This is a genomic window from Mastigocoleus sp. MO_188.B34, from assembly GCF_030065675.1.
GTDB lineage: Bacteria > Cyanobacteriota > Cyanobacteriia > Cyanobacteriales > Nostocaceae > Mastigocoleus.
The window spans coordinates 86,946-112,968 of sequence record NZ_JASJDK010000013.1; the positions used below are offsets into that span (position 1 = coordinate 86,946).

A 26,023-nucleotide genomic window follows, 5' to 3' on the forward strand; every position below is an offset into this window, starting at 1 on the left:
GATAGATTTGACAGAGTATTTATTTTGAAACAATAATTAGCGACTTTCTGGTCCAATAACCCATTTTTCTTTTACGACCATTGTGTGAATATATTTAGACTCAAAAAGACGATCCGTGTTGAATATAAACAACTCTTTATACTCTGGCGAACTACAGGCTATCTCAAGAGATTCCATATCATCAAACCAAAGTTGGGAAACACAATCAAGGATAGATTCACCAATAGTATAAAAGCTATCGCGAACATGACCTTGAAGATAACGGCGAATACCTGGAATCTTCATCACTTTGGAAGCATGATTATCTAGCATGGATTCACGAAATTGTTCTAATGAGATTCCAGCTTTTCTTTTTACCATTATTAAAATCTTGATTCCATGAAAATTCTTAGATACGGATTTTTCTTCAAATAGAAGGTGAGCATTAGTATCTAATCCAACTGTACGCCAGAATGCAGCCCAGTTAGGTTCATCTCTGCGGGCTCCTTCCAAAAACTCTTTGGACTGAAGTGAAGCAATTTGTTCTTCTTCATTTTTTAACCAAATTTCAGCAACACCACTAAAAAGGGGATCTTTATTTGTAGCTTCAATTCCAAAAGGAATTCGTAAATCAATAAGATAACGTCTAATTTGAGGAATTTTGCTTGCATACTCCACAGCATGTACATTTACCCAATAATCCTGAAAGTCTTGTTCGCTCATACCTGGTTTTGGATGAGCAAAAATCAACTGGTGAATCATAAATAATCCTAAGGGTAGTGAATATCTAGAGTGGGAGTCAGGAGTCAGAACAGACCGCGCTAAAGCGAGCAGGAATCAGAAGTCAGAAATCAGAATTCAGAAGTCAAAAATAAAAACTCTTTCCTTCATGTCTGATTTTGAGAAACTTGTACTATCTCATTCGTTTGTAAAACGTTAGAGTCAAAATGGACGCGATTAATAGTTTTTATCCAGTAACTAGATTTATTGCGATCGGGAATTAAGTTTTTATTTTTGTTCTATTTTGTTCGTTCAATCCTTCTCGTTTAATTCTTCTTGCTAAATCTTCTACTGACCGCATCTCAAACCAATCATTTCTGGGTGAACATCAGCTTCTAAAACCACATCTATAAGAAATGGACCTTTGTGTGCTAATGCTTTTTGAATTGCTGGAGCTATTTCTTCCGGTTTTTCAACCCTAACAGCCTCAACACCCATCGATCGCGCCATTTGGTCAAAAGAAATTTCTGGCTTGGACAAATCGAAACTTAAAGGATAATCATGTTCTGGTATACCCCGCTCTCGCCAATAAGCTAGTACATTCACTTGCAAAAGCTTGTAAGAACGGTTATTGCAGATGATAAATTTAGCATCTATATTATGGCGAGCAGCAGACCATAGAGCCTGAATAGTAAACATCGCACCACCGTCACCAGTGATTCCAATTACTGTCTTATCGGGATTAGCCAGTTTTGCTCCCATAGCTCCAGGAATCCCCACACCTAAAGAACCACCGCGAGTAAGAAAATATTGTCCTGGTTCTGTTAGTTTTAGATAGCGAGAGATAGGAGGAGAATTTGTTAATGCTTCATCGAAGACGATCGCATCATTTGGTAGTTGAGTTGCGAGTTCTTCCACAAAACGAGAGAAATACAAGGGTACAGAATCTCGAACCGCCCGGTCGGCTTCTAATTGGCTTTCCAGTTTAGATTGTTTTGCTTGGGTAATTTCAACAGTTCTAACCTTAGCTGCTTCCTTTTGTTCGGGGGTCATCACATCGTTTAGGATTGTTTTTAACTTACCCAAAGTCAATTTCGGATCGCAAACCAGACCAATATCTACTGGATGATTTTTAGCAATTTCGTAGCTATCTAAATCGATATGAATTATTTTGGCATCCGGTTTAAAAATGTTACCTAAGATGGGAAAAACTTCTGGTAACATATAAGTCCCAGAAATTAAGTTGACATCTCCTTTCGAGGTTATGGGTTGACTTTGATAACCAAACATATGCCCTGTAGAACCCTGGTAAAGGGGATGAGCATAGCTCATATTTAATTCACCAGCATCTGCAGACCAGACTTCTGCTCCCAAAATTTCGGCAATTTCAGTTAACTCCTGCTGTGCGCCAGAAAAAGCTATTCCATCACCAATAAAAATCATTGGCTTTTCTGCATTCGCTAAGATTGCAGCTACATTTTTGAGAGTACCTTCATCTGCTACAACCTTAGTGGAAGGAAACGAAGTGGGTCTGACTTCCTCAACTGCAGGAGCATCTAAAATATCCATTGGTACGCAAACATATACCGGTCCCATGGGAGGAGTACTGGCAATCTTGATTGCTCTGCGTATTACTCTAAGAAGGGAAGATGGATCCATTACCATCGTTGACCATTTTGTCACAGGTTCGGCAAAAGCAACCAGATCTCCCGCCATCTGTGCATCCATTGCTTTATATTTGATTCCCGCATCGCCACCAATGACCACCAAAGGTGAATGACCGCGCTTCGCCTGATATAACGCCCCGATCGCATTTCCTAAACCAGGAGTACTGTGGATTTGCACTAAAGCAGGTTTTCTAGTTGCTCGCGCATAACCATCTGCTGCCATCACCGCAACAGATTCTTGTAAAGTCAAGATATACTTCAGATCTGGGTAATCCCACAGAGCATCTAGGAATCCTTCTTCTGATGTCCCAGGACAGCCAAACATGCGATCTATACCATCTGCTAAAAATTGTTCCAGAATGGCAAAACGTCCAGTTTTTTTATTCATATTTTTTGTTTTTTTACTTCGAACTTACATATGAATATGTAATTCACATAAGGCGTGAATTAGAAGCTGAAATAACATAAAGTCGTGAGAATAATCACAAACATGATTTAAGCCGGTTCTTGAAAGGCTTGATATTACAAGGCTGAATTTAATTCACATTAGTTGTAATTTCTAATTTTGATTTAAGAATTTAGAGAAATTAACTAGTACAGTGCGGCGGAAATAACGCACCCATTTATAAAAAGTCAAAGGCAGAGAAAACAGTACTTTTGCTGTGCTAACGCCCCACCCACTTCATTAACGCCGTGGGCGCGGTCTGTTATGTCCTACGGATACGCTATGCTGATGACTTCCGCGCAGCGGTACTAGTACTTTGCCACATCAATTTTGTTAGTGTTAGTCATACCAACACTAAAATTCTGATTTTTTTAATATGCAACATATTTTCTTTGAAGAACAGTTTGCTAACAATTCTCTATAGGTTTCCCGATACAAGCATGGCGAATGCGGAAGAACCTACTAAAATTTGCGTGGTAAAGCACTAGGATCGCCCAAGGAATTCAAATGCGATCACAATGGATGTAACCTTCATAAGATTTTCCCGTACATAAGTCCGACTAAAGTTATTAAGGTACAAGTAATTCTTTTAGAAAATTATCCCATTGTTTGACTATACCTATGTATTAAAAAAAGTAGTCAAATAATCTATTACCACCCGTAGCGGGTCAATTCTTTTTCCAGCACTTCTACTAATTTTTGACCGCACTCAGCAGAAGAAGCTGTAGAACGACTGGTAATAAAGGGATAATCAACAATTACAGAAGTTTTATGACCAACACCACCTAAATAACGACCATCTGGACCAACGGCATCGCGAAGAATGTACTCTAAAGGATAAAAAGGAGGACCGAAGTTAATATAACCATCTCCAAATCCTTTGTTAGAATCATCGTTTGCATGATTACCTTCAAATCCAGTACCGTCAAGGTAGTCATAATCAATAGGATGACCGGTGACATATTTGCCCCAGATCAAGCTTTTTTTCTCTCGAATATCTCTTGCGAAAGCTAAACAAGATACTCCGTAACACTCAGCAGCAATAGGTTTATTAAGTTTGTAAAAGCCTATAACCAGTTCGTGTAATCTGGAATTATTGGCTAAATCAACCAAAGCACCGCTACCGCCAACAATGACTAAAGCATCATAATTGACTAATTCATTAGCTACGATCCAGTCTACTTTATCGTAGTATGTCTCCATATCTCGCAGATAGGTGGGAGAACTAGGATAAGCCCTCAAAGGAAACCAAGTTTCTAAATTCTTAGGATTATTTAACCGATCGGAACTATCTACTTGGCGAGTCTTTTGTGCGTATTCTTCGGAAGTAACCGAGCGACCTAAAGGAGGATCTATATAACCAGGTTGCATGCTAACGGTTAAGGGAGTTGGTTTTTTCCCAGTAGGAGTCAAGAAGGTGACGTTATATCCTGCACCATCACAGGCTTCTAGTGGTCCTATTAATTCTTCGCCCCAATAGCCCCACTCTGACAACACAAAAAGAATATTCTTCATTATTTTATTTTTGCTAAACAAACAAAGACAAATTCCTTTGAAACCGAACTCAAATTCAAGTATTTATCAAGTATTTATGATTCTTACGTAAATTTTTCTCAAGGCACTTACCAAGTGTAATCTCCTTAACTAGTTTTTATCTAGTCAATATTACGTAAAAGATCATTAAGAAAATCTAAACGGGATGGAGAAAAACCTCCTGTGACTGTCAAAACTTTTATGTCTTTATTCTGGGAAATACCATACTCCAAAGTACCTGGAATTTGGAAATTAATTTTAGCTTTGTTTTGCTCTAGTTCAATTGCTGCTCCCACTTTGGTGTTGTTAACACCTAAATCTTCTGGAGTTGATTTTGCATTCCAAGTAACGCGGTATTGAGGACGAACTGTTGCTTGCAAATAAGTATAAGTACTAGACACATCAGAAGTCGGATTTAAAAGTGCAGATAAATCCTGTTTCTGAACCCAAATATTTTTTACCAATTGAATATTTCGATCTAAAATCTTAGATATTGGCTGGTAGTAGCTAGTTTTTCTTGAGGGATATCCAATCTCGGTATGAGAGTTATTTTGCCATAGCGACCACTTTTACCTCTGATACCATCCCTACCATTTCGACCACTTTTACCCGCATAACATTCATAGCATTGACTGTGAGAAAATCCTTGACGTTTCCAGGGGTAAGACCAACCCTCTCAATATTACGACGTGAAGAAGGCTTATTTCTACGACAAGGTAATGTTTTGCTAGAATCAAACTCCCATTTTGCGTTAGCAACATCTCTCGCTCCTCTGTCAAGATAAGTATATGCTAAAGCATAGTGATAAGTGTATGCAGAATAATTGTGTGATTAAAGGTACTTTTAGGAAATAAGAATTAGGAAGTAAGAAATGGCATTAGAACCTTGTAATGTTTGCGGTACTTTAAACAGCGATCAGGAGGAAATTTGCCTTAGTTGCGGCTATCCGACTAAAGGGCGCAAACGACCTGCGATATTTCAATGGGCTGCGATCACTCTTGTTTTGGCGTTTGCTTTGCCTATGCTTATGACCCTGGTAAATTTTATTCAACCACAACAACCAACACAACCAGAATCTGACACAACTCAATCTTCGAGATTAATAGATCGTGAATTAAAAGACATTGGAGAGTGAGTTTGCGCCATAACAGATAAGGGACTATTGGTAATTTATATGAAAATGGTAAAGATTGGTCAAATGCGATAGAAAATACTCAATCAGCTTTACTAATTGCTCAAGGGATTAATGAAACGGATATTGCATAACAGTGGGAATGGCGAATGGAAGAATTCTAAGAAATCAGAATATTAAAAATCAGGTGAACAGTCAGACTATGGAAGCATTACCTTATTATTTCAAGATTCCCTTGGTGGTTTGGAAATCAAAACTAGTTCTTCTGGTTCTAATGGTGTGATTTCGGTAAACGGATTTGTGCTCCAAGTATCCCCGATACAGTTATAGTCAATACAGGGGATTTAATCCAAAGTTGGACAAATCATGTATTCTGCTCCACAAAGCATCGAGTCATAGTTCCTGATGACAAAAGAATAATGCAATCACGCTACTCTTTAGCTTTTTTCTGTCATCCCAACGACGATACAACAGTTACTTGTTTGGAAAGCTGTAAAAAAGAGCATCCTCCCATATATCCCCCCATTCTTGCTGGAGATTACCTTTTAAGTCGTTTGCAAGCAACATATTAACCACATGTCCGCTCAATATTAAATAGGACTTACGCAACTGGCATATTTTTCCTGTAGGGTGTGTGACGCTGTAAAAATACCTGAACGTAAGAATCAGACTTATAGCGTCACGCACCAACCACCAATTGTGACACTTGCGTAAGTCCTGATTAAAAATAAATCTATACAAACTTAGCATTCAATATTATTTATTAACTTATATTTGTAAAACAAAATATTTATTTGGTTTACAAGAAACTATTTGATACACATTGATTAATTCTGCAAAATAAAGCATCGACCTCAATAAATTCATCAAAAATTCATACATACTTTAATGTTAATGTTTTAGTATTTTGACTGAGGTAGATATTTAACTAAGGAGATAAATAAATTCACTATTATTTTTCCTCCTCTAGGTTGCTTAATAAATTTATACGTAATCGACTCTGAATAACTGATGCATCTCTCTTGAGATGTTTACTAGCAAACTATTTTATAGCTTTTTGAGGGTTTGGATTGGTATAAAAGTATATTCTTATGAAGAGAATATTTTTGAAGTTTTTCTCAATTTATCTCCATTCTCAGTGAAGTTTTAAATTGACAATAGTTGTTTTTTAATCAGTATTTCAGGCGACATTACATGTAGCATTTTTGTATTTTGTGGAGGCTTCAATCAGGAAAATTGATCTTTGTAGTCAATGAAAAACATTTATTTAAATGAGTTTGTAAATTTATGAGAAACTTATAGTAATTTAATATCGACTACTAACTCAAATTAAAGACTTAAAAAACATTGGAGTAGAATATTAACCTCTTAAAATTTGAACATTTTCTATATCTCCTAAATGTTGTAGATAAATATTTAGATAGAAAAATTTTATTCTCTTCAAACCAATAGTAAAAAAGGTCTTACATAAGTCCTTTGGAATAAAAACTAATTAACCAAGTTATCGATAACATTATCACAGAGGTTTTAGATGAAGTCATATTCAGTATTAGTCAAAAAAATTGGTTTGCGAGTTACCCCATTTGTGACTACTTGGGTATTAGCAAGTTCTCCTGGTTTAGCCGCAACTTTAGCTGGTTCCTATGGAGATCTATTTTTTACAGATTTCAGTCAACAAGAAACATCAGCACTGGAAGCTGTAAATGATGCTGATGGCTTCGCTGAATCCAGAACAGATGATAGCGTATCAGATTTTGATAACTTTTCTAGTACGATTGCCGAACCTTCTCCTTTAGAAATATCTAATGTCGCGGAAAGTTTGGTATTTGGTGATGGTCCTAGTTATACAGCTTCAGCGACAACATCACCGAGATACTTTGCTAATTTTGACGTCAATCGTAACGACACTTTATCTTTTAATTTTAGTGCTTTCTTGGATTTAAATGCTTCTGTAGATCAACCAGGAGTTGAGTATGCTAGCGCAGCTGGGGATATTTCTTTTTATCTCTTAGATACAACTGGTACCTCTGCAGATCAAAGGTTAAACTTCCTCAACTCACCACAATTCGATCCAACCCAGATTGGTCAGAATAATATACTAGACTCATTTACCCTAGCTGCGAGCATTGACGCTACAGGTCAAAATAATTTTATTAATAATACCAGTAGCGGCAATATCAGCTTTACTAGCAATTCTGGTCTTTCTAGTTTTGGTCCAATTGATGGTGGAAATGGAAGTGAAGCATCTAAAAGTTCTTTTGTGGAAGGTTCTGTAAATAGATCGTTCAAAAAAGATAGTAATGTTACTTTATTAGCTTTCAAAAATACAAAATCTAACGTCAAAGTTCCCGAACCTGAAAACGTTTTAGGATCTATTTTATTTGCAGGATTACTCGTTGTGGCGATGAAAGCAAGAAAGAAAGCTCAGAATAAGTCCTCTTCATAGTCAATGATTGGAGTTTCTACTTTTGTATAAATAATTAGAAGATAGAAATTTATGTCAGTATTTCTCTCTTTAAAACTAATTTAATATAGCCGTCGCCATTATTTTTAAGACGTTTTTCTGTTCCCTGTTTCCTGCTCCCTTTAAACTCAAAATAATGATGTCCTAAACAAGGTGTCTGTTGCTATTAGTGAAAATTTGTTTTTAGATGCGGATAAAATTCCTTAGGAGAAAAATTAAGAACTTCAAGGAATAAGATTAAGATGTCTGCTCAAAGCAAATGTCAAAAAAGTAAAAATCAACTGCTGTTATTATCCGAGATATCTGAGACAGGTCAAACTTGGGATAAACACAGAGTGAATGCTGATAAAGTTTCCAGTCTTTATGCTGAAGCTTCTGAACATAAATTTCAACGCTATGCTTGGCGGATAAAAATGTGTTCTGAGTGGTTGAAATTTAGATTAGTTTTGGAAGAATCAAAGGGTATTCACCAACTACAGTTATCAGATGCTCGATTTTGTCGAGTTCGTCATTGCCCAATTTGTCAATGGCGGCGAAGTTTGATGTGGAAAGCAAAGGCTTACAAAATTCTTCCCCAAGTGATAGGAGAATATCCTAATCATCGTTGGCTATTTATGACTCTGACAGTTAAAAACTGCTTAATCTTTGAATTAAGGGAAACTTTGGATTGGATGAACAAAGCTTTCAAGCGGTTGACAGAGTTGAAAGCATGGTCAGCAGTTGGTTGGATTAAGTCAGTAGAAGTGACCAGGGGACAAGACAAGATATCAGCACATCCTCATTTGCATGTTCTAGCGATGGTTGCGCCATCATATTTTAATCATGGTTATTTTTCCCATACGGAATGGATGAAAATATGGCAACGCTGTTTGAGGGTTGATTACCAACCAATTGTTCATATAAGCGCGATCGCACAAGATTGCGATCCCATCAGGCTTGTCCCAGAAATTCTTAAGTATCAGGTTAAAGAATCAGATTTGATCAGCAATAAAAAATGGCTTTTGGAGTTAACTCGCCAGTTGCACAAAACTAGAGCCATTGCTGTTGGGGGTGTCTTGAGAAAATATATGCGTTTATTAGAAGAGAGCAACCAAGACTTAATTGACTCAAATCGTGAAACAAAAGAAGTTAATGAAGAAACTTTATCTTTTAGAGCCTGCGTCTCTGAGAGTGGCTTTAGACTATACATACAATCATCAGAAGAAAAACATCAAAATTTCAAGAATCAAAATTTAAAAAATTATAATCTGAAGGTGCATAATCAAGGGATGAAGTGTCGTTATTGTGCATCCAAAAAAATTTGCAAAAATGGTTATAGACGTGGTAAACAAAACTACATTTGCAGTGTGTGCGGTCGCCAATTCGTAGAATATTATTCTTCCAGGGGATACTCCTACGAAATCAAGCAAAAATGCATTTCAATGTATTTAAATGGTATGAGCTATCGCGCAATCGAACGACAAATAGGAGTAAATCATAACACCATCATAAATTGGATAAGAAATCGGAATATTTAAAATAAGAGGGATAAATAAAGAGATTTCCTATCTTATTTTTTAAAAATAAGAGGGATAAATAAAGAGATTTCCTATCTTATTTTTTATCTTGACGACATTCCTTATTATTGGACTTTAAGTAAAAGGTAAGAGCAGTATTAGCAATGGTCATAAAATAAGGGCGGCAATCCCTGTCAATTGCAGCAAAGATTAGAGAGGCAGAAAGAATGGTCACGACAACAGATTTGTTGAAATTTAACTTTAAATTCATGATTATTTGCATTATTCACTTCACAATGTTTGGCGCGTTAGCGCACATGCTTTCGGGTAAAGAGAAAGCCATATGTTGTTGAATTCACCGAGCAAGGCACGTCAGTGCCCTTTCCTTTTGGGTAATGAGAAAGCTATATGTTGATTGAGTATTTTTTGGAAAAACAAAAAACCCACTCTGAAGAGTAGAGTGGGTAGAAAAAATTTAACTTAACTTGAAATCGAGAAATAAAATTGATTAAAACTTTTTATTGATAATAGATTGTTTTTGGAATTAGGCTTTACTAATCCGTAGGAACTTCTAAAATATAAAAGTCACACCTCCCAACCTTACTCTTACTCCTTACTTGTTACTTCTTACTCCTGACTCCTGACTCCTGAATTCTAATTTTCATTTTTCGTATGTTAGCCCTATCTCCCGAACTAAAAGCTAGACTTTCCCAACCTTTAAAAATTGACTCATTTGAAGTCAAAAGTCGAGTTTTGCAATCACCTTTATCTGGTGTAACTGATCTGGTATTTCGCCGTTTGGTACGTCGCTATGCGCCACAATCTATGATGTATACCGAAATGGTCAATGCTACGGGCTTACATTACGTTAAAGAATTACCCAAAATTATGGAGGTGGATCCTGGAGAAAGACCAATCAGTATTCAGTTATTTGATTGTCGTCCAGACTTTTTGGCGGAAGCTGCAGTGAAAGCAGTTGATGAGGGTGCCGATACAGTTGATATTAATATGGGTTGCCCAGTTAATAAAATCACTAAGAATGGCGGTGGTTCTTCTCTGCTTAGACAGCCAGAAGTGGCTGAAGCTATTGTACGGGAAGTAGTTAAAGCTGTAGAAGTCCCAGTAACAGTTAAAACTCGTATCGGTTGGAATGATAAAGAAATAAATATTCTCGATTTTGCCAAACGGATGGAAGATGCGGGAGCAAAAATGATTACGGTACATGGACGTACCCGCTCCCAAGGTTATAACGGGAATGCTCGTTGGGAATGGATTGCTCGTGTTAAGGAAATACTTGAGATTCCAGTAATTGGTAACGGCGATATTTTTTCTGTGGAAGCAGCAGTAAAATGTTTGGAGGAAACTGGTGCTGACGGGGTGATGTGTTCTCGCGGAACCTTAGGTTATCCCTTTTTGGTGGGTGAAATTGATTATTTTCTCAAAACTGGCGAAAAGTTAGCACCACCTACACCAGTTCAACGCCTTGAATGTGCTCGAGAACATTTACAAGCTTTGTACGAATATAAAGGCGATCGCGGCGTACGTCAGGCGCGCAAACATATGACTTGGTATGCAAAAGGTTTTCTCAATGCTGCTGATCTGCGTGGAAAACTAAGTGTAGTTGAAACTGTACAGCAAGGTTTAGATCTTATTGATCGGGCGATCGAAGATTTAGCACGTTATGAGGAATCTGGAGCAGAAATGCAAGCTGAATGTGTTGTGGTGTGAAATTTTATTTTTATTGGGTCAGGTTCTGAAAGTACACGGTGATTCAGGATTTTCTGGTTTGAGAATAAAGTTGAGAAAATTCTTTCTCAGAAATAAACCTAATTTTCCGAAATCGTTCTGAACCAGTTTGTAGTCATATTCAGAACAAAACGATTATAAATGACTCCTATAAGTAACGATGGGGACATACCCCAAAATCAAAGCCCGGTCTTATGACTGGGTTTTTGATTTGAGAAAACTAGAAATATTAGAAGTAATTTTCCGAAATCGATCTGAACCAGTTTGTAGTCATACTCAGATAAAAACGATTATAAATGACTTCTATAAATAGCCATCGGGAATATATCCCACAATTAAAGCCTGGTCATTATGACTGGGCTTTTGGCTTAGGATTTTGTTCGGATAGCGCGATAGTGCATCTTGCGCATAGCATCGCAGGTCATATTATTGAAGACAAATTCGCGCTACATTCTGTCTACAACCTGAATACCCAACAAAGATAAGCCCAAATATAATGTCCTCGCAGTCAAGTCACATAAAGCTAAACGTGATGTTCTTCGTGGTTCTTCAACTTTTAATACCGGACATTGCTCGTAAAACTTATTAAATTTATCGCTAAGTTGATACAGATATTCACACAAGCGATTGGGAAATAATTCTTTTTCTACATCGGCGATCGCTTCGCTTAATTGCAAAATGTGCTTGGCTAAAGCTAATTCAGCTTCTTCTTGTAACTGAATTTTCTGTTCGCTTCCCAATTTTTCAAAATTAATGTTACCTTTACGACCAATACTTTTAATTCTGGCATAGGCATAAAGCATGTAAGGTGCTGTATTACCTTTATCCGAAAGCATTTTGTCGTAACTGAAAATATAATTGCTGGTGCGGTTTTGACTGAGGTCTGCGTATTTTACTGCACTTATACCCGCAACACCTGCAACATTGGCTTTAAATTCTTCTGTTTCTTCCCTACCTTCTTCCTTAATTTTTTCTTCTAAGGTATTGCGAAAACGAACAACAGCTTCATCTAATAAATCTCGTAATCTTACAGTATCGCCGGAACGAGTTTTGAATTTTTTGCCATCTTCACCCAATACCAAACCAAAGGGAACATGGACTATTTCTACTTCTTGTGGAATCCAACCAGCGCGACGTGCGACTTGAAATACCCCAGCAAAATGGTTTGCTTGTCCAGAGTCTGTAACATAAATTAAACGGGTAGCTTTATCTTCTTCAATTCGATAGCGTAAAGCAGCTAAATCTGTTGTCGCGTAGTTATAACCGCCATTAGTCTTTTGAACAATTAAAGGTAACGGTTGACCTTCCCTATTGGTAAAACCTTCCAAGAAAACAACCTTTGCTCCTTGGTCTTCCACTAATAAACCCGATTCGGTTAGGTCTGCTACAACTCCCGCAAGGAAGGGATTATAAAAAGATTCCCCCCTTTCTTTGAGATTAATATCTAATAGATCGTAAATAACTTGAAACTCTCGCCGGGACTGCTCGCATAATAATTTCCAAGCATGAATTGTATCTTCTGCACCTGCTTGCAATCTGACAACTTCTTGACGTGCAGCTTCTTGGAATACTTCATCTTCGTCAAACCGCTGCTTAGCTTTTTTGTAAAAAGTAACCAAGTCACCAATATCTAAAGCATTTGCAGTTGTCAAAGCATCAGGGTAAGCTTCCCGCAGATAGGTAATTAGCATTCCAAACTGGGTACCCCAATCACCCACATGATTTAATCGTAGGACATCATGTCCCCTAAATTCCAAGATTCGAGCAATGGAGTCTCCAATAATTGTCGAACGTAAATGCCCAACATGCATTTCTTTGGCAATATTGGGGCTAGAGAAATCGACAACCACCCGTTGAGGATTTTTGGTTTCTGGTACTCCCAATCTAGGGTCAGTCTGAATCGAATGTAATTGGGCTTCCAGGTATACCGTTTTCAATCTAATATTAATAAAACCTGGTCCAGCAATTTCTGGGGCTTCACAAATATCCGACACATCTAACTTTTCGACTATTTGTTGTGCGATCGCTCTTGGTTGTTGCTTTAACTTTTTTGCTAATGGTAAAGATATATTGGCTTGATAGTCACCAAACTTAGGATTTGATGCAGGAACTAAGATTGGATCGGCTTCAGCATAATCCTTACCAAATGCCGAAGCTAAAGCCTGTTGAAATTTAATTTTAAGTTGTTCTTGTGTAGCGTTCATATATAAAAAATTATCGCTTCAGGAGATAGTATAAGGAAACTTTAAATATACTTCATGATAAAAGGCTCGATTATTTTATCCTGAAAAGATCACATCCATACGTTGCTTATTTTTCAATAACAATCCAAATACAACGGAGGTGCTGGAATAATACTCAAGTTTCATAAGCCCAAGCGATGACCAATTACCAATAAAAGATGAGAGCAGTTAAATTTTCACGTTTATAATGGTACGTAATATTTCGTGGTTCTTGTAAAGCTGGGCAACCCTAATAAAATGGGTGGAAGGAGGTCGATGTAATATGTCAAAAAACCATTCTGGAGTATTTATTGGCGGTTTGGTGCTGGGAACTGCTATTGGTACCTTAGCTGGATTACTAACTGCTCCCCGTACGGGACGGGAAACACGCAAACTATTGAAGAAATCTGCCAATGCCTTACCGGAAATAGCAGAAGATCTATCTACGAGCGTGCAACTTCAGGCAGATAAATTTTCCCATAACGCTCGTTCTAACTGGGATGATACTTTGGATAGATTACGCCTTGCGATCGCAGCTGGTATTGATGCTAGCCAAAGAGAAAGTCAAATATTGACACAACAAGATATTTTAGATAAACAGACCGTTTCTTCTTCTCCAGTTGCAGAGGAAACAAATTCACTTGGACACAGGATGGATCGCTGATAAATAATATAAGCGTGATTGAACCTTTATTTTGGCTTGCATTATCCCTTATTTTAGTCGCTACCAGTTTGATAGCTGTTTTGGTTGCGGCTATGCCAGCGCTGCAAGAACTTGCACGAGCAGCTAGAAGCGCAGAAAAACTATTCGACACTCTTTCCAGAGAACTACCACCGACTCTCGATGCGATTCGCATGACTAACTTGGAAATCAATGATTTAGCTGACGATGTTAGTGAAGGTGTCAAGAGCGCAGATCGCATTATCCGACAAGTAGATCGAAGTATTGACGGTGCCAGGAAACAAGCTCAAACGGTTCAAATTAGCACCCGTAGCTTTTTCGTTGGTGTCAAAACTGCATTTAAAAGTTTTACGCGCTACAGATCTCCTCGAAGAATGACCGAACGTATGCCACCATCATCACTCCACATGCTCAAGTTACGTGAACGCGAACGAGAAACAATTAGGCAAGATAACCGTGAAACAGATGAGACATACCGTATCAAAGACAATTATAAGGATGTTTCACGTTAAGGTTTCCTGACAATTTCAGTACTAAATTAAAATTAATCTAGATTTTAAGCCTATTTGTACAACTAAATATCTGTATCATCGCCTTTGTTCCTTTATCTAACAAAATAAATTAGGGAACAAAGGCGATACTGTACTCGGGTAAAATAAATTAGATTCAAGTAACAAACTGTAAAGAAGAATTACTTTTTTCGTATTTTAATAAAAAAAACCTTCTTTACTTCTAGTATTGGCATCTGTATAAAAAATCATGCAGCACTGTTTTTGGCAGCGAATTTTTCAGCAAACTTTCAAATTGGTAACAGTAATATTTATAGCCACTTTGGTATGGATTACCCAATCAGAGGGTGCATATGCCTATGATAATCCCGAATTATTACCCGATAATCCCACTCCAGTTGTAGACCTAGCAAAAACTCTTAATAGCGTCCAGGAAAATAATTTAGTTCAAGAATTAGAAAAATTTGAAGCTGATACAGGTTGGAAGTTACGAGTGTTGACCCAATACGATCGTACTCCTGGTAGGGCGGTAATTAATTTTTGGGGTTTAGATGATAGAAGTATTCTTTTTGTTTCTGATGCGCGTGGCGGTAACATTTTAAGCTTTAGTGTTGGCGATGCAGTATATGAATTATTACCACGTACTTTTTGGATTGAATTACAAACCCGCTTTGGAAATTTATACTTTGTCCGTGAAGAAGGGGAAGACCAAGCAGTTCTCACGGCTGTAAGAACAGTTGAAAATTGTTTGAGCCAAGGGGGTTGTAATGTAGTACCAGGGCTACCAAGAGAACAGTGGATTTTAACATTGATTAGCTCGGTAATTGGTGGGGTTATATGTGGTTTTGCTGCTCAACCCCGTAAAGAAGGACAAGTTTTTGCTTGGCAATGGGCTTTGATATTTTCTCCTTTATGGGGGATCCTATTTGTTGCTTTCGGTATTGGTCCGGTAGTTACCCGAACAAATGATTGGTTACCAGTAGTTCGTAATGTTTCTGGTTTCCTTATTGGCGTTTTAGTTGCTTACCTATCTCCAATTTTCAACCAATCTCCTGGCGCGGAAAATAATTAACAGGGAACAGGAAACAGGCAATAAGGGTTATTAATTAACGAAAAACCCCGTACATGATTAGAATTAGGAGATTTTAATGAAGACGTAGCATGCTACGTCTCTACATCAAATTGAATTAGATCAACCGAAAAAACTTAATTGGAAAACTTTAACAATACGCTTGGCTTTTGGAATCCTGCGGATATGATTGAAGTTCAATCAAAATGAGTAATTGGTGCATATAGACGATGGAATGGCATTCAAGTGATGCTCAAAGTTTGACAATAATTGACCGTGAAATCGGTGCTCATGTTTTTTCACCTGCAGAATATGAGATTGTGCGAAGAGTGATTTACGCCACAGCTGACTTTGAGTATAAATCTTTAATTCGCTTTTCCGAACGTGCTTTGCACGCAGGAGCGGCAGCTTTAGCCGCACGTACTGCGATTGTTGTAGATACTCCGATGGTAAAAGTGGGAATTTCCCAAAGCATTCAAAATACCTTTGTTAATCCGGTTTATTGTGGGGTGGAAGCATTAACCAGACCTCAAAAGTCTAAAACTATTGCAGCTTGGGGAATGGAAAGCTTAGCCAAACGATATGTGGAAGGAATTTTTATTATTGGTCAAGCTCAAACTGCTCTCAACACCATCATCAATTTAATTGAAGCGGAAGAAATTAAACCTGCTTTGGTAATTGCAACTCCTGCTGGATTTTTAAATTTAGCAGCAGCAAAAGAAAGTTTGAAAAATTCTGTGATTCCTCACATTACTCTTGAAAGTGACAAAGGTAATGCTGTTGTTGCTGCAGCAATCGTTGATGGACTTGTAGATTTAGCTTGGCAAGCTTATGGGAAAAATGGGTGATGGAGGGGGTAGGGGGTTGGCGACAGGGGATAGCACTGCGTGCTGCCGCAAGCGGCATATGGCGATTGGGTATTGGCGACTGGGGATTGGGGAATGAACCAAAGAAATATGAAAAACAAATAATTAATTACCAATTAGCAATTACCAATTAGCGATTACCGATTACCAATCATCATCATAATCCCTAGCTGGGCGACGACGGCGAGGTTCTCTGTATCTGTCATCTGAGTAGCGGTCATCTGAATTTCTGTCATCAGGGTCGCTATCTTCTAAGTATCTATCATTAGAAGAATATCTATCGTCTAAATACTTATCGTCAGGATATCTGTCATCAGAATATTTTTCATCAAGATACCTTTCATCAGAGTATCTGTCATCTGAATAACTGTCATCAGAATATCTATCATCAGAATACCTATCATCTGAATATCTATAATTCGGTCTTCTGTTATTTCTTCTTCCTTCTCTACCAATACGACGACTAACTCCAGTAAAAAAATCTCTCCTGATCCACGGATAGTCACTCACCCAAATTTCGCGACTAGGTATATAAACATCGCTAATTTCATCAATCCGGCTCAGATCGGGGCGATTGGAAAAAACTAACATTTCCGCAATTTGACCAGTATTAATAATTTTATGAGTAACGCGTAACGGAGCACTGAATTCCGCAACAAAACCGCTTTGGTCACCAATTTCCAAGTTAATTGTTTTTTCTCGATTTTCAACAATTACTAAATCGCCCCTGTTATTAACAGTTTCTTGTGTGCCAACCAACTGTTCAGTTATCCAATAATCCAACACCCGACCTCGAAAAAAGCCGACATATTTGTACCGTCGGCATTTAGAATTCTGTAGACTAGCCCAAAAAACTGGTCCCCACAACCAATATAATGCGCCCACTAAACCCAGAAAAAATACAATTGGTCCAAAGTCAAGCTGTAAAACTACTTTAAGTAATAAAACTATGGCAGCAGCAACAACTGATATTAATAGTCGCTGCAAAAAATCAGGAAATTTACCCCAGTAATATTTATACTGGGGACCAGTAGCAATTAGAGGTATGAGTTGATGGAATTTTTCGCGAGTCAGGGGGACTAACATTTTGGCTAAGTACTGATTTTAAAGTATCTTTTCTAATCCATATACTAACGACTTTAGCTGAAGCACCTTACGAATTGCTAGTAATACTCCCGGCATATAGCAAGCTCGATCGCTGGTGTCATGACGTAAAGTATAAATTTGACCAGGAGCACCAAAAATTACTTCTTGATGAGCAATGAGTCCTGGTAAGCGTACACTATGAATTCTAATGCCTTCCTCGGCTTGACTTCCCCTTGCACCAGTTAGCTTTTCCGTTTCTTCAACAATTGCAGGATTAAAAGTTTTACCCATTTCCCCTAACTTTTGGGCTGTTTGAATTGCTGTACCACTGGGAGCATCTGCTTTCTGATTATGATGCAATTCAATGATTTCTACATGGTCAAAATACTGGGAAGCAGCAACAGCAGCTTGTTGCAGTAAAACCATGCCAATGGAAAAATTAGGAATAATCAGACATCCAGTACTGGCTTTTTCCGCAAAATCTGCTAATTCTTGAATTTGTGTTGTGCTTAAGCCAGTTGTACCAATAACAGGACGAATACCATAGGCGATCGCACTACGAACATTATCATAAACCGAATCAGGATGGGTAAAGTCTACCATTACCCCTGGCTCCTTTTCTTGGCATGCAAAAGCCAGCATCGATTCCATTTGATTGGTAACAGGTACTTCTAAAGGTTCGCTCAAGCCCGCGAGTTCTCCGATATCTTTATCTTGATGTTCGGGGTTTCTGTCAATCGCACCAACTAACTTCATATCTTCAGCCTGTGCTACAGCTTTAACCACCTCAAGACCCATTTTGCCTGCAGCACCAATCACAACAACAGGAATCGGAGTTTTACTTGTCATAATTATTAGTCAACTTTTTCGCTCACCATTAGGCATTTTAGACCTATTGACAAATATATATAGCAGAATTATTCAGAAGACAGGAGTCGGAAGTCAGAAGTCAGAAGTCAGAAGCAGTAACTCATTCCTCATTACTCATTACTCATTACTCATTCCTCATTCCTCATTCCTCATTCCTCATTCCCTATTTGCTTTTCTAAAAATAAGAAAAAAGCCAGAGAACAACTTTTCCGGCTTTGATGTAAATATATTTAAATTACAAAATCTTCAGGTTATAAAAAATTTATATATTTCCAAGATTATGTAAACCTAAAATCACTCCTACTCCTAAAAGGTGACCAAAGGACGTAGTTGCTAATAGTCCGGGTACGCCAAAACCCCCAAAGAAGTTCGATGATGGCAATTCTGGACCTGTTTTGGGGTATGTGACTTTAAATTTAGCAAAAGCGATCGCGATGATGTTGCAGATAATCATGATCGCGCCAACTGTTGGACTCCACTGCAAGGGGGCGGTAGCTGCTGCAAGTAAGTTCGATGTCAACAACTGCTTTTCTCCTGTGATTTAGTAGCGATTCAAAATACTCCTGTGACTATTATCAAAAAATTTCACTCTGCAATGAAATATCGCACAAATAGTTAATATTTCTTGGTAATGCTTAATATCATTAAACCTGAATTGGATTTTCGGTGCGATCGGGGGTTTTATGTGAGTTACTTTCACTTTCAAGGTGGGGTATATCCCCTCAATCCCCCTTGGGAAACTCAATTTTGTTTACAAAATGGGTTAGATCCCCCTAAATCCCCCTTGGAAAGGGGGACTTTGAGATTTTCCTAAATCTACGTTCAGAAAAAGAGACTTGGGAATTCTTATAAATTTTCAATAAATTCGTGAATTTGCTTGCAAACCGCATCAAAATCATTCATGACGTCATCATTGGTAAATCTAATTATACGCAATCCATAACCTTGTAATATCTTGGTTCTCTCTTCGTCGTAAACTTTTCCCTGTTCTGTAAAGTGAGAATCACCATCAACCTCGATCGCCAGTTTCAAAGCAGCACAATAAAAATCAACAATAAAATTGTCGATTGCTCTTTGCCTTAAAACCCGAAATTCAAACTTTATCAAATATTCTTGCCATAATTTTTCTTCTGCTGGTGTAGGATGTTTACGCATGTATTTTGCCCTTACTAGCAGTTTGGGATTATAAGGTAAGAAAAAATTCGATTTTTTCAGCTTTGGTTGAAAGTCATTTGACATGGAATACCCCATGACATTTGATATATCAAACAAAAAGTATTATTTTTAGCATTCCCATTTTTAGGGCTAACCTCTGAGAGAGATTTAATTGAAATTGGTCAGATTAAAATTTTTGGCGATCGAGTAATTTTAAAGTCCCCCTTTCCAAGGGGATTTAGGGGGATCTGATTCTTTTGGGTTACTGAGCAATCTTAAAGTCCCCCTTTCCAAGGGGGATTTAGGGGGATCTGATTCTTTTGGGTTACTGAGTAATCTTAAAGTTCCCCTTCCCAAGGGGGATTTAGGGGGATCTAAATTCCTTTCGGTTATTGAGTAGTCTTAATTTACGGCTAATGTGAATTAAATTCAGCCTTGCAATGTCAAGGCTTTCAAGAACCGGCTTAAATCACGTTTGTGATTATTCCTACGAATTTAGGTTATTTCAGCTTCTAATTCACATAAGGCGTAATTTATAAACGGGGAACTTTGAGCGATAGACATTTAGCTTAAAAACTTTAATCCTAATAACAACGCCGTAACAGTCCCCATCACGGAAATCTCCCCAGAATTAATTTTCTCTAAAACTGAATCCACCGGGATCAACAACACTTCAATTTCTTCAGTTGGATCTAAATTTTGCTTACCTGTTGCGGTCGCATTTTCTGCAAAAAATAAATGTGTTTGATTTGTATCCTTACTTGGTCGGTCGTAGAGTGTTGCAATTTTTTGCAAATAGTTGACAGAGTAACCTGTTTCCTCCTGCATTTCTCTCATTGCGGCAATTTCTGGAGCTTCTTGCGTGGGGTCGAAACCTCCCGCAGGTAATTCAATAAAAAATTCACCCATTGCATGACGATATTGTCTGACAAATACTACTTCTCGCTTCGGAGTCATAGCTAAAACTAAAGCCACATCCGGCTTAACGTGCACAAAAAAATCATCAATTACTTTCCCATTTGGTAACTGGATTTCATCCCGCCTTACCTGACAATAGGGATGATCCAAAACCATATTAGATTCTAATAATTGCCATTTTTTGAGATTTGTCATTTTTTAGATTCTTGATTTGCCAGCGATTGACTATAGCCTGTCAAATATTATTATTCATCGATAATTAAATTTGATTGGAATTATCTAAATTTTGTACCCAAATTTTGCCCAGGGTCATCCTTTACCGTTTCCTTTTATGCCTTATCCTCAAACTTAAGATTAAATTTGCTCCTACTTAAATAAATGAAAATACAGGTTGAAATTTTTACAGTCAATAAGCGTTTCCCTTTAACTATTAGTCGGGGAACTACTGCTAAAACTAACAATGTTTTGGTCAAAATATCCCAAGATGGGATTGAGGGTTGGGGAGAATCTTCGCCTGTAAAAGTAGGAGATAGACGTCAGTCAACCGAAGTTATTTACGAATCATTACAACAAATTAAACCCCAACTAGAAAAATTTCATCCTTTACAACGACAGGAAATCGAACAAGTTCTCATCACCACCAATTTACCCTCATCAGCACGGGCAGCATTTGATGTAGCATTATATGATTGGTTAGGGAAAAAAGTTGAACTACCTATGTGGAAAATATGGGGGTTAGACTGTAAAAAAATTGTCCCTACCTCTGTCACAATTGGTATAAACTCTCCCGAAGGGGCAAAATCAAGAACCCGCGATTGGTTGGAATTTACTAACATCAAAGTTTTAAAAGTTAAGTTAGGTAATCCGGAGGGTGTTGAAGCCGACCGAAAAATGCTAACAGCAGTTAAGGACGAAGCACCAAATTTAGATTTGTATGTCGATGCTAACGGAGGTTGGAATTTGACAAATGCCTGTGAAATGTGTAGTTGGCTTGCAAATTTGGGTGTTAAGTACGTGGAACAGCCTTTAGCACAAGGGGAAGAACATAAGTTAGCCGAACTGCGAAAACATTCACCTCTACCAATATTTGTCGATGAGAGTTGTTTTAACAGTCGAGATATTCCTAAATTGGCAAACTTGGTGGATGGGATCAATATTAAATTGATGAAATCTGGAGGACTAACTGAGGCGATGCGGATGGTACATACCGCACGTGCTTATGGTTTACAAGTGATGTTTGGTTGCTATTCTGATAGCACTTTGGCTAATACAGCAGCCGCACAGCTCGCACCATTGGCTGATTATCTCGACTTAGATAGTCACCTTAATTTAATTGACGATCCCTTTGAGGGAGCATCAATCCAAGAAGGCAGAATTTTACCAAATAACTTACCAGGCTTGGGGGTACAATACAGTGCGTCTAGCTCTTAATCAACGGGTAGTAGTTTTGTTGCATGGGGGTATTTGTGGTGATGGCGGAAAAACTGGTCTATCACTCTTGCGATACAGTGAAGCCCCAATTATTGCAGCGATCGACCGCGATTGTGCGGGAAAATCTTTGACAGAATTAACTGGAATTAAGCGCGATGTCCCAATAGTTTCATCTCTTAAGGATGCTTTACAATATAAACCTCAGGTTTTAGCCATTGGTATTGCTCCTAAAGGTGGAGCTTTACCGGATGATTATTGGCACGAAATTAAGGAAGCTTTGGCTGCAGGAATGTCTCTAGTTAATGGTTTGCATACCCCATTGGCGACAATACCGGACTTGAAAAAACAATTGAAGCCGGGACAATTGATTTGGGATGTACGAAAAGAACCACAAAATTTAAATATTGCTAGTGGTGCAGCTCGCAATCTTTCTTGTAAAAGAGTACTAACTATTGGTACAGATATGAATGCTGGCAAAATGTCAACTTCTTTGGAGTTACATTGGGCTTCGCGAATGCGAGGAATGCGTTCTAAATTTTTGGCGACTGGTCAAACTGGTTTAATGCTCGAAGGTGACGGAGTTGCATTGGATGCGGTCAGGGTTGACTTTGCTGCTGGTGCTGTAGAACAGATAGTACTACGCTTCGGTAGTAACTATGATATTTTGCACATTGAAGGACAAGGTTCTTTGCTACATCCAGGTTCTACAGCAACTTTACCTTTAATCCGAGGTTCACAAGCAACTCACATGATTTTGGTACATCGGGTTGGACAAACTCATGTAATTGATAATTTCCCAATTCCACCTTTACCGGAAGTAATTAAATTGTATGAGACAGTGGCTAGTGCTGCTGGAGCATTTAAAAAAGTCGCAGTCGTTGGAATTGCTCTTAATACTTCTCATTTAGAAGAATCAACTGCAAAATCTACCATCGCACAAGTAGAACAAGAAACAGGAAGACCTTGTACAGATCCCATTCGTTTTGGTGCGGGTAAATTACTAGATGCGGTGATGCGTAATTAGGGATTGGTGACTGGGTAATAGTAAAAACAAATATCTTATTGCTATTCCCAATTTCTTACCCCAGTTTTGTAAGGAGCTAGCAATGCATGAAAGCGTAAGGTAGCGATAGGATAGTCTACCGTAAGTGTTGTTTGCACTCCAAATGCCAAAAACCAAACTTGTCTACACAAAAATTATCAAATTCGGTCTACCCCGATAAATCTCCTAGTCAAAATAAAGCAATCAGAATTTTGTATTTTTTCGCCCGCGTTCAAGGTTATTAAACTACAAGATGCTTATATGAATGGAGTCTGGACTACTAAAATTTGTGCGCAATAGAATATTTATTTTTTTTAGTTTCTAGTTGTTTATGCTGAAAATAAACATTAACTCATAGAACAATTTGTTACTTGTAAAGTAAAGAATTATTCATCTTCCAAACCCGAAAATCTATTTAAGCGAAGGGCAACATTCTTCAATATTATACCGTAGACAATGACTCTATTGTTACAAGATACTTGCCATCAAAGTTAAGGTTAGATAATCAATTTATCCTTATTTAAGATGACTTATGAAGCATTTTATCTAGTTTTTAGTTTAAACTTGAAAGTAACAAAAATCAACCAATGGGGCAGAAAATTCAATCGATTGCGATTTACTAGTGATTGAAAAAGTAACAAAGATTACTCCATTAAAACAATCAAAAGTAGTAATTGTTCTAAGGAAGATGAAGCCTTACACTTTTTGCGTCCAAAAAGTGTAGAATTAACAGGAGTCTCCAGTACATAAGGCTTTCATAGACATACCCAATCAAAGACAACTTCAAAGTTAATAAGACATAATATGTCATTGAAACTTTAAGAAATTGTCAGGGGAGAACTTCAATGGGGGACTTTTATATGAAAATTAAGGGCATTCTATTTGCTGACAGGTTAACCTGATGCACATTGGCACAGTTCTCCGGAATCGCTACAAAATCCTCAAACTGTTGGGAAGCGGCGGATTTGGTGATACTTATCTGGCGGTAGATATTGATTTACCTGGTAGCCCAAAGTGCGTTGTTAAACACCTTAAGGCTCAAAAATCCAATCCCACAGTTTTACAAATTGCCAAAAGACTGTTTGATCAAGAAGCTAAGGTTTTATACCGTCTAAGCAAAGGTCACAGTCAAATACCCCAATTATTTGGTCACTTTGAAGAAAATAATGAGTTCTATTTAGTACAGGAATATATAGATGGACATGACTTAACCAAAGAAATCAAATCGCGCAAGCAGATGGGTGAAGCTGCAGTGGCTAAGTTGCTGCAGGAAATTCTCGAGGTGTTAACATTTGTCCACGAACAAAATGTGATTCACCGGGATATCAAGCTGCGGAATATTATGCGTCGTCGTAACGATGGCAAAATAGTGCTGATCGATTTTGGTGCGGTAAAAGAAATTAAAGGGTTAGCAACAACTTATGACGGAGAAGTCAATTCCACATTGGTAATTGGTACTCCCGGCTATATGCCGAGCGAACAAGCAAATGGTAAGCCCAGGCTGTGTAGTGATGTGTATGCAGTGGGGATGATTGGCATTCAAGCATTAACTGGGAAACCACCACGTGGTTTGCCCCTAGATCCCAGCAGTGGGGAAGTTATGTGGCTGCAAGAAGTGAATGTCAGTCATAAGATGGCTCAGGTTTTGACAAATATGGTGCGCTGTAATTTCAGCCAAAGGTATCAAACTGCCGGGGAAGCTTTGCAAGCACTACTTTCGCCAATGCCGGCACCACCACAACACCTACTAGCGAATACAGAAAGGGAAGTTCGACGGCAAATGCCGTTGGAAAATTTGTCTTACCCACAGGTGGTTAAAGTTGTTGGTCTTTTAGGTTTATTAGGAGCAGGCTTGGGATTGACATTTTTTGGTGCAAGCCTTCTTCCTAAGAATAATGCAAGCAGTAATGGCACTAACAAGGTGGAGAAAACTGATAGTAAGCCAAAAACTTCACCATCTGCTTCCCCTGTTCAAAGTAGTAACCCTAAACCACAACCTTCTCCAGAAGGAATTGAGAAAAAAGTAGAAGTAAATCCTTTTAATTCATCAAATCCTCTTAGTTTTCCACCTTTAACGAACCCCAACGAACAGATTAGGGTTTCACCTGCACAACCACCAATTAACCCAAGTGATTACGAAAAACGGTTCGATCTACCTACTAGTAACCCCTCCCAATCCGTAAGTCCAGGAAGACCATTTTCTGTTGGTGGCGATCCCAGACAATCAACCGATACGAACGAGGGTAAAGAAGGGCAAGATTCAACAAATATCGAATCGCCATTGAAGCCTTCAACACCGGCTAATAGTCCTTTGTTTAATGGATTTGATATCGATTCTGAGAATGCTTCACCTTCCGTAAGTCCACCAACTAAAACTCAGAAAAGTAGCACTGAAACGCCGAAAGCATCTCCTGAGAATAAGGCTAAAGATGATGGTGATAAGCCTCCCGAGTCCCCTCAAACACCGGCGATTGAGGAGGAAACTAAGCCCAAAAGTGAGTCTAAAAATGAGTCTAAAAATGATTCTTCAGCAACCTCTGAAAATAATAAGGGCTTACCAGATTCTTCTGCTACACCATCAGTTGAAAGTAAAAATAAACCATTACCAGGTTCTGCGACACTGCCAAATTTGGAAGGGAATGCAAATCAATTATCTACTCCTCTATTGCCACCAGCCCTAGAAGGAAAGGTAGATGTTTATAAGATTTATACTCAACCAGTGATTGTGCCTACCGATCCGTCAAACGGAAGTAAGGTTATTATTCAAAAGCCAGAACCATCGCCATCAAAACCACCATCTTCTTCTGCATCCACACCTGAAGATCTAGACGATTTGTCCTTGAAAAACTTTTCCAGTTGGATTGAGAAATAAATTTACTTTAGTGAATTTATGTTTTAGTGAATTGATGATTAAGTGAATTAAATTCAAGGAAAAGTGTTCTAAGTAGTTAAAACCTTTAGAGAAAAATCTCTAGGAGAAAATCTTCAGAT

22 protein-coding genes and 4 pseudogenes are annotated in these 26,023 nt (G+C 38.1%); 16 read left to right on the forward strand and 10 right to left on the reverse strand.

Translation table 11 applies throughout. The features are described from left to right. Window positions 1–36 precede the first annotated feature (36 nt). The 4 genes from QNJ50_RS05075 to QNJ50_RS05090 all read right to left on the reverse strand — a co-directional run bounded on the left by QNJ50_RS05075 (window position 37) and on the right by QNJ50_RS05090 (window position 4,808). Complete coding sequence (locus QNJ50_RS05075; RefSeq protein ID WP_300632861.1) at window positions 37–741, reverse strand: EthD domain-containing protein; 705 nt, start codon at window positions 739–741, stop codon at window positions 37–39. A gap of 306 nt (window positions 742–1,047) precedes the next feature. Beyond that, window positions 1,048–2,754 (reverse strand): thiamine pyrophosphate-binding protein, encoded by a 1,707-nt coding sequence (locus QNJ50_RS05080; protein WP_300632862.1) that lies wholly within the window; start codon window positions 2,752–2,754, stop codon window positions 1,048–1,050. Between the two features lie 708 nt (window positions 2,755–3,462). Beyond that, window positions 3,463–4,326: a type 1 glutamine amidotransferase domain-containing protein gene (locus QNJ50_RS05085; RefSeq protein WP_300632864.1), complete on the reverse strand. Its 864-nt coding sequence runs from the start codon at window positions 4,324–4,326 to the stop codon at window positions 3,463–3,465. Between the two features lie 140 nt (window positions 4,327–4,466). Next, on the reverse strand, window positions 4,467–4,808 hold the full coding sequence (locus QNJ50_RS05090; protein WP_300632866.1) for a hypothetical protein: 342 nt from the start codon (window positions 4,806–4,808) through the stop codon (window positions 4,467–4,469). 407 nt (window positions 4,809–5,215) lie between these two features. Here QNJ50_RS05090 and QNJ50_RS05095 point away from each other — a divergent pair, with 407 nt between their 5' ends. The 7 genes and pseudogenes from QNJ50_RS05095 (at window position 5,216) to dusB (ending at window position 11,164) form a co-directional block, all read left to right on the forward strand. Next, window positions 5,216–5,479 carry a hypothetical protein gene (locus QNJ50_RS05095; protein WP_300632868.1) on the forward strand — a complete coding sequence of 88 codons (264 nt, stop codon included), beginning with the start codon at window positions 5,216–5,218 and terminating at the stop codon, window positions 5,477–5,479. A 344-nt stretch (window positions 5,480–5,823) separates the two neighbouring features. After that, window positions 5,824–5,874, forward strand: a pseudogene (locus QNJ50_RS05100) (hypothetical protein); the annotation flags it as partial. A gap of 21 nt (window positions 5,875–5,895) precedes the next feature. Beyond that, window positions 5,896–6,048, forward strand: coding sequence for a hypothetical protein (locus QNJ50_RS05105; RefSeq protein ID WP_300632870.1), 153 nt, complete (start codon window positions 5,896–5,898; stop codon window positions 6,046–6,048). 959 nt (window positions 6,049–7,007) lie between these two features. Beyond that, window positions 7,008–7,922 (forward strand): hypothetical protein, encoded by a 915-nt coding sequence (locus tag QNJ50_RS05110; protein ID WP_300632872.1) that lies wholly within the window; start codon window positions 7,008–7,010, stop codon window positions 7,920–7,922. Between the two features lie 431 nt (window positions 7,923–8,353). Continuing rightward, window positions 8,354–9,067 (forward strand): annotated as a pseudogene (locus QNJ50_RS05115) (protein rep); the annotation flags it as partial. A 141-nt stretch (window positions 9,068–9,208) separates the two neighbouring features. Next, window positions 9,209–9,442, forward strand: a pseudogene (locus QNJ50_RS05120) (IS1 family transposase); the annotation flags it as partial. 666 nt (window positions 9,443–10,108) lie between these two features. After that, the gene (gene dusB, locus QNJ50_RS05125) at window positions 10,109–11,164 is read left to right on the forward strand and encodes a tRNA dihydrouridine synthase DusB (RefSeq protein ID WP_300632874.1); all 1,056 of its coding nucleotides are present in this window, start codon (window positions 10,109–10,111) and stop codon (window positions 11,162–11,164) included. Between the two features lie 464 nt (window positions 11,165–11,628). Here the strand turns inward: dusB and argS are convergent, their stop codons facing one another. Further along, window positions 11,629–13,386 carry an arginine--tRNA ligase gene (gene argS, locus QNJ50_RS05130; protein WP_300632876.1) on the reverse strand — a complete coding sequence of 586 codons (1,758 nt, stop codon included), beginning with the start codon at window positions 13,384–13,386 and terminating at the stop codon, window positions 11,629–11,631. A 301-nt stretch (window positions 13,387–13,687) separates the two neighbouring features. Here argS and QNJ50_RS05135 point away from each other — a divergent pair, with 301 nt between their 5' ends. The 5 genes from QNJ50_RS05135 (at window position 13,688) to QNJ50_RS05155 (ending at window position 16,664) form a co-directional block, all read left to right on the forward strand. Next, window positions 13,688–14,068, forward strand: a complete 381-nt coding sequence (locus QNJ50_RS05135; RefSeq protein WP_300632878.1) for a YtxH domain-containing protein — start codon at window positions 13,688–13,690, stop codon at window positions 14,066–14,068. 14 nt (window positions 14,069–14,082) lie between these two features. Continuing rightward, window positions 14,083–14,598, forward strand: coding sequence for a DUF948 domain-containing protein (locus QNJ50_RS05140; RefSeq protein ID WP_300632880.1), 516 nt, complete (start codon window positions 14,083–14,085; stop codon window positions 14,596–14,598). A gap of 247 nt (window positions 14,599–14,845) precedes the next feature. Beyond that, window positions 14,846–15,667 (forward strand): TPM domain-containing protein, encoded by an 822-nt coding sequence (locus QNJ50_RS05145; protein ID WP_300632882.1) that lies wholly within the window; start codon window positions 14,846–14,848, stop codon window positions 15,665–15,667. A 227-nt stretch (window positions 15,668–15,894) separates the two neighbouring features. Next, window positions 15,895–16,512 (forward strand): precorrin-8X methylmutase, encoded by a 618-nt coding sequence (locus tag QNJ50_RS05150; RefSeq protein WP_300632884.1) that lies wholly within the window; start codon window positions 15,895–15,897, stop codon window positions 16,510–16,512. After that, the gene (locus QNJ50_RS05155; protein ID WP_300632886.1) at window positions 16,512–16,664 is read left to right on the forward strand and encodes a hypothetical protein; all 153 of its coding nucleotides are present in this window, start codon (window positions 16,512–16,514) and stop codon (window positions 16,662–16,664) included. Before QNJ50_RS05150 ends, QNJ50_RS05155 begins: the two co-directional genes overlap by 1 nt. 310 nt (window positions 16,665–16,974) lie before the next feature. Here the strand turns inward: QNJ50_RS05155 and QNJ50_RS05160 are convergent. The 3 genes and pseudogenes from QNJ50_RS05160 to psaK all read right to left on the reverse strand — a co-directional run. Beyond that, window positions 16,975–17,616, reverse strand: a pseudogene (locus QNJ50_RS05160) (phosphate ABC transporter permease); the annotation flags it as partial. 18 nt (window positions 17,617–17,634) lie between these two features. After that, window positions 17,635–18,465, reverse strand: a complete 831-nt coding sequence (gene dapB, locus QNJ50_RS05165; RefSeq protein ID WP_300632888.1) for a 4-hydroxy-tetrahydrodipicolinate reductase — start codon at window positions 18,463–18,465, stop codon at window positions 17,635–17,637. 283 nt (window positions 18,466–18,748) lie between these two features. Next, window positions 18,749–19,009, reverse strand: coding sequence for a photosystem I reaction center subunit PsaK (psaK, locus tag QNJ50_RS05170; protein ID WP_300632890.1), 261 nt, complete (start codon window positions 19,007–19,009; stop codon window positions 18,749–18,751). Window positions 19,010–19,117: 108 nt separating this feature from the next. On the opposite strand from psaK, the gene QNJ50_RS05175 reads away from it, so the two are divergent. Then, entirely contained in the window at window positions 19,118–19,300 is a 183-nt protein-coding gene (locus QNJ50_RS05175) for a hypothetical protein (RefSeq protein WP_300632891.1), read from the forward strand. Window positions 19,301–19,332: 32 nt separating this feature from the next. Here the strand turns inward: QNJ50_RS05175 and QNJ50_RS05180 are convergent, their stop codons facing one another. Both QNJ50_RS05180 and QNJ50_RS05185 read right to left on the reverse strand, forming a co-directional pair. Next, on the reverse strand, window positions 19,333–19,725 hold the full coding sequence (locus QNJ50_RS05180) for an endonuclease domain-containing protein (RefSeq protein ID WP_300632892.1): 393 nt from the start codon (window positions 19,723–19,725) through the stop codon (window positions 19,333–19,335). A 480-nt stretch (window positions 19,726–20,205) separates the two neighbouring features. After that, window positions 20,206–20,754: an NUDIX hydrolase gene (locus QNJ50_RS05185; protein WP_300632893.1), complete on the reverse strand. Its 549-nt coding sequence runs from the start codon at window positions 20,752–20,754 to the stop codon at window positions 20,206–20,208. Window positions 20,755–20,937: 183 nt separating this feature from the next. On the opposite strand from QNJ50_RS05185, the gene QNJ50_RS05190 reads away from it, so the two are divergent. From QNJ50_RS05190 to QNJ50_RS05200, 3 genes are all read left to right on the forward strand, one after another. After that, entirely contained in the window at window positions 20,938–21,990 is a 1,053-nt protein-coding gene (locus tag QNJ50_RS05190; protein ID WP_300632894.1) for a dipeptide epimerase, read from the forward strand. Continuing rightward, entirely contained in the window at window positions 21,974–23,014 is a 1,041-nt protein-coding gene (locus QNJ50_RS05195; RefSeq protein ID WP_300632895.1) for a DUF1611 domain-containing protein, read from the forward strand. The genes QNJ50_RS05190 and QNJ50_RS05195 overlap by 17 nt, the downstream gene beginning before the upstream one ends. Window positions 23,015–23,933: 919 nt before the next feature. Next, on the forward strand, window positions 23,934–25,904 hold the full coding sequence (locus tag QNJ50_RS05200; RefSeq protein ID WP_300632896.1) for a serine/threonine protein kinase: 1,971 nt from the start codon (window positions 23,934–23,936) through the stop codon (window positions 25,902–25,904). Window positions 25,905–26,023: the final 119 nt, after the last annotated feature.

Coding starts and splice junctions, on each gene's coding strand:
- QNJ50_RS05075 (WP_300632861.1), bottom strand. CDS start 741: ATGATTCACCAGTTGATTTTTGCTCATCCAAAACCAGGTATGAGCGAA.
- QNJ50_RS05080 (WP_300632862.1), bottom strand. CDS start 2,754: ATGAATAAAAAAACTGGACGTTTTGCCATTCTGGAACAATTTTTAGCA.
- QNJ50_RS05085 (WP_300632864.1), bottom strand. CDS start 4,326: ATGAAGAATATTCTTTTTGTGTTGTCAGAGTGGGGCTATTGGGGCGAA.
- QNJ50_RS05095 (WP_300632868.1), top strand. CDS start 5,216: ATGGCATTAGAACCTTGTAATGTTTGCGGTACTTTAAACAGCGATCAG.
- QNJ50_RS05105 (WP_300632870.1), top strand. CDS start 5,896: ATGCAATCACGCTACTCTTTAGCTTTTTTCTGTCATCCCAACGACGAT.
- QNJ50_RS05110 (WP_300632872.1), top strand. CDS start 7,008: ATGAAGTCATATTCAGTATTAGTCAAAAAAATTGGTTTGCGAGTTACC.
- dusB (WP_300632874.1), top strand. CDS start 10,109: ATGTTAGCCCTATCTCCCGAACTAAAAGCTAGACTTTCCCAACCTTTA.
- argS (WP_300632876.1), bottom strand. CDS start 13,386: ATGAACGCTACACAAGAACAACTTAAAATTAAATTTCAACAGGCTTTA.
- QNJ50_RS05135 (WP_300632878.1), top strand. CDS start 13,688: ATGTCAAAAAACCATTCTGGAGTATTTATTGGCGGTTTGGTGCTGGGA.
- QNJ50_RS05145 (WP_300632882.1), top strand. CDS start 14,846: ATGCAGCACTGTTTTTGGCAGCGAATTTTTCAGCAAACTTTCAAATTG.
- QNJ50_RS05150 (WP_300632884.1), top strand. CDS start 15,895: ATGGAATGGCATTCAAGTGATGCTCAAAGTTTGACAATAATTGACCGT.
- QNJ50_RS05155 (WP_300632886.1), top strand. CDS start 16,512: ATGGAGGGGGTAGGGGGTTGGCGACAGGGGATAGCACTGCGTGCTGCC.
- dapB (WP_300632888.1), bottom strand. CDS start 18,465: ATGACAAGTAAAACTCCGATTCCTGTTGTTGTGATTGGTGCTGCAGGC.
- QNJ50_RS05175 (WP_300632891.1), top strand. CDS start 19,118: ATGCTTAATATCATTAAACCTGAATTGGATTTTCGGTGCGATCGGGGG.
- QNJ50_RS05180 (WP_300632892.1), bottom strand. CDS start 19,725: ATGTCAAATGACTTTCAACCAAAGCTGAAAAAATCGAATTTTTTCTTA.
- QNJ50_RS05185 (WP_300632893.1), bottom strand. CDS start 20,754: ATGACAAATCTCAAAAAATGGCAATTATTAGAATCTAATATGGTTTTG.
- QNJ50_RS05190 (WP_300632894.1), top strand. CDS start 20,938: ATGAAAATACAGGTTGAAATTTTTACAGTCAATAAGCGTTTCCCTTTA.
- QNJ50_RS05200 (WP_300632896.1), top strand. CDS start 23,934: ATGCACATTGGCACAGTTCTCCGGAATCGCTACAAAATCCTCAAACTG.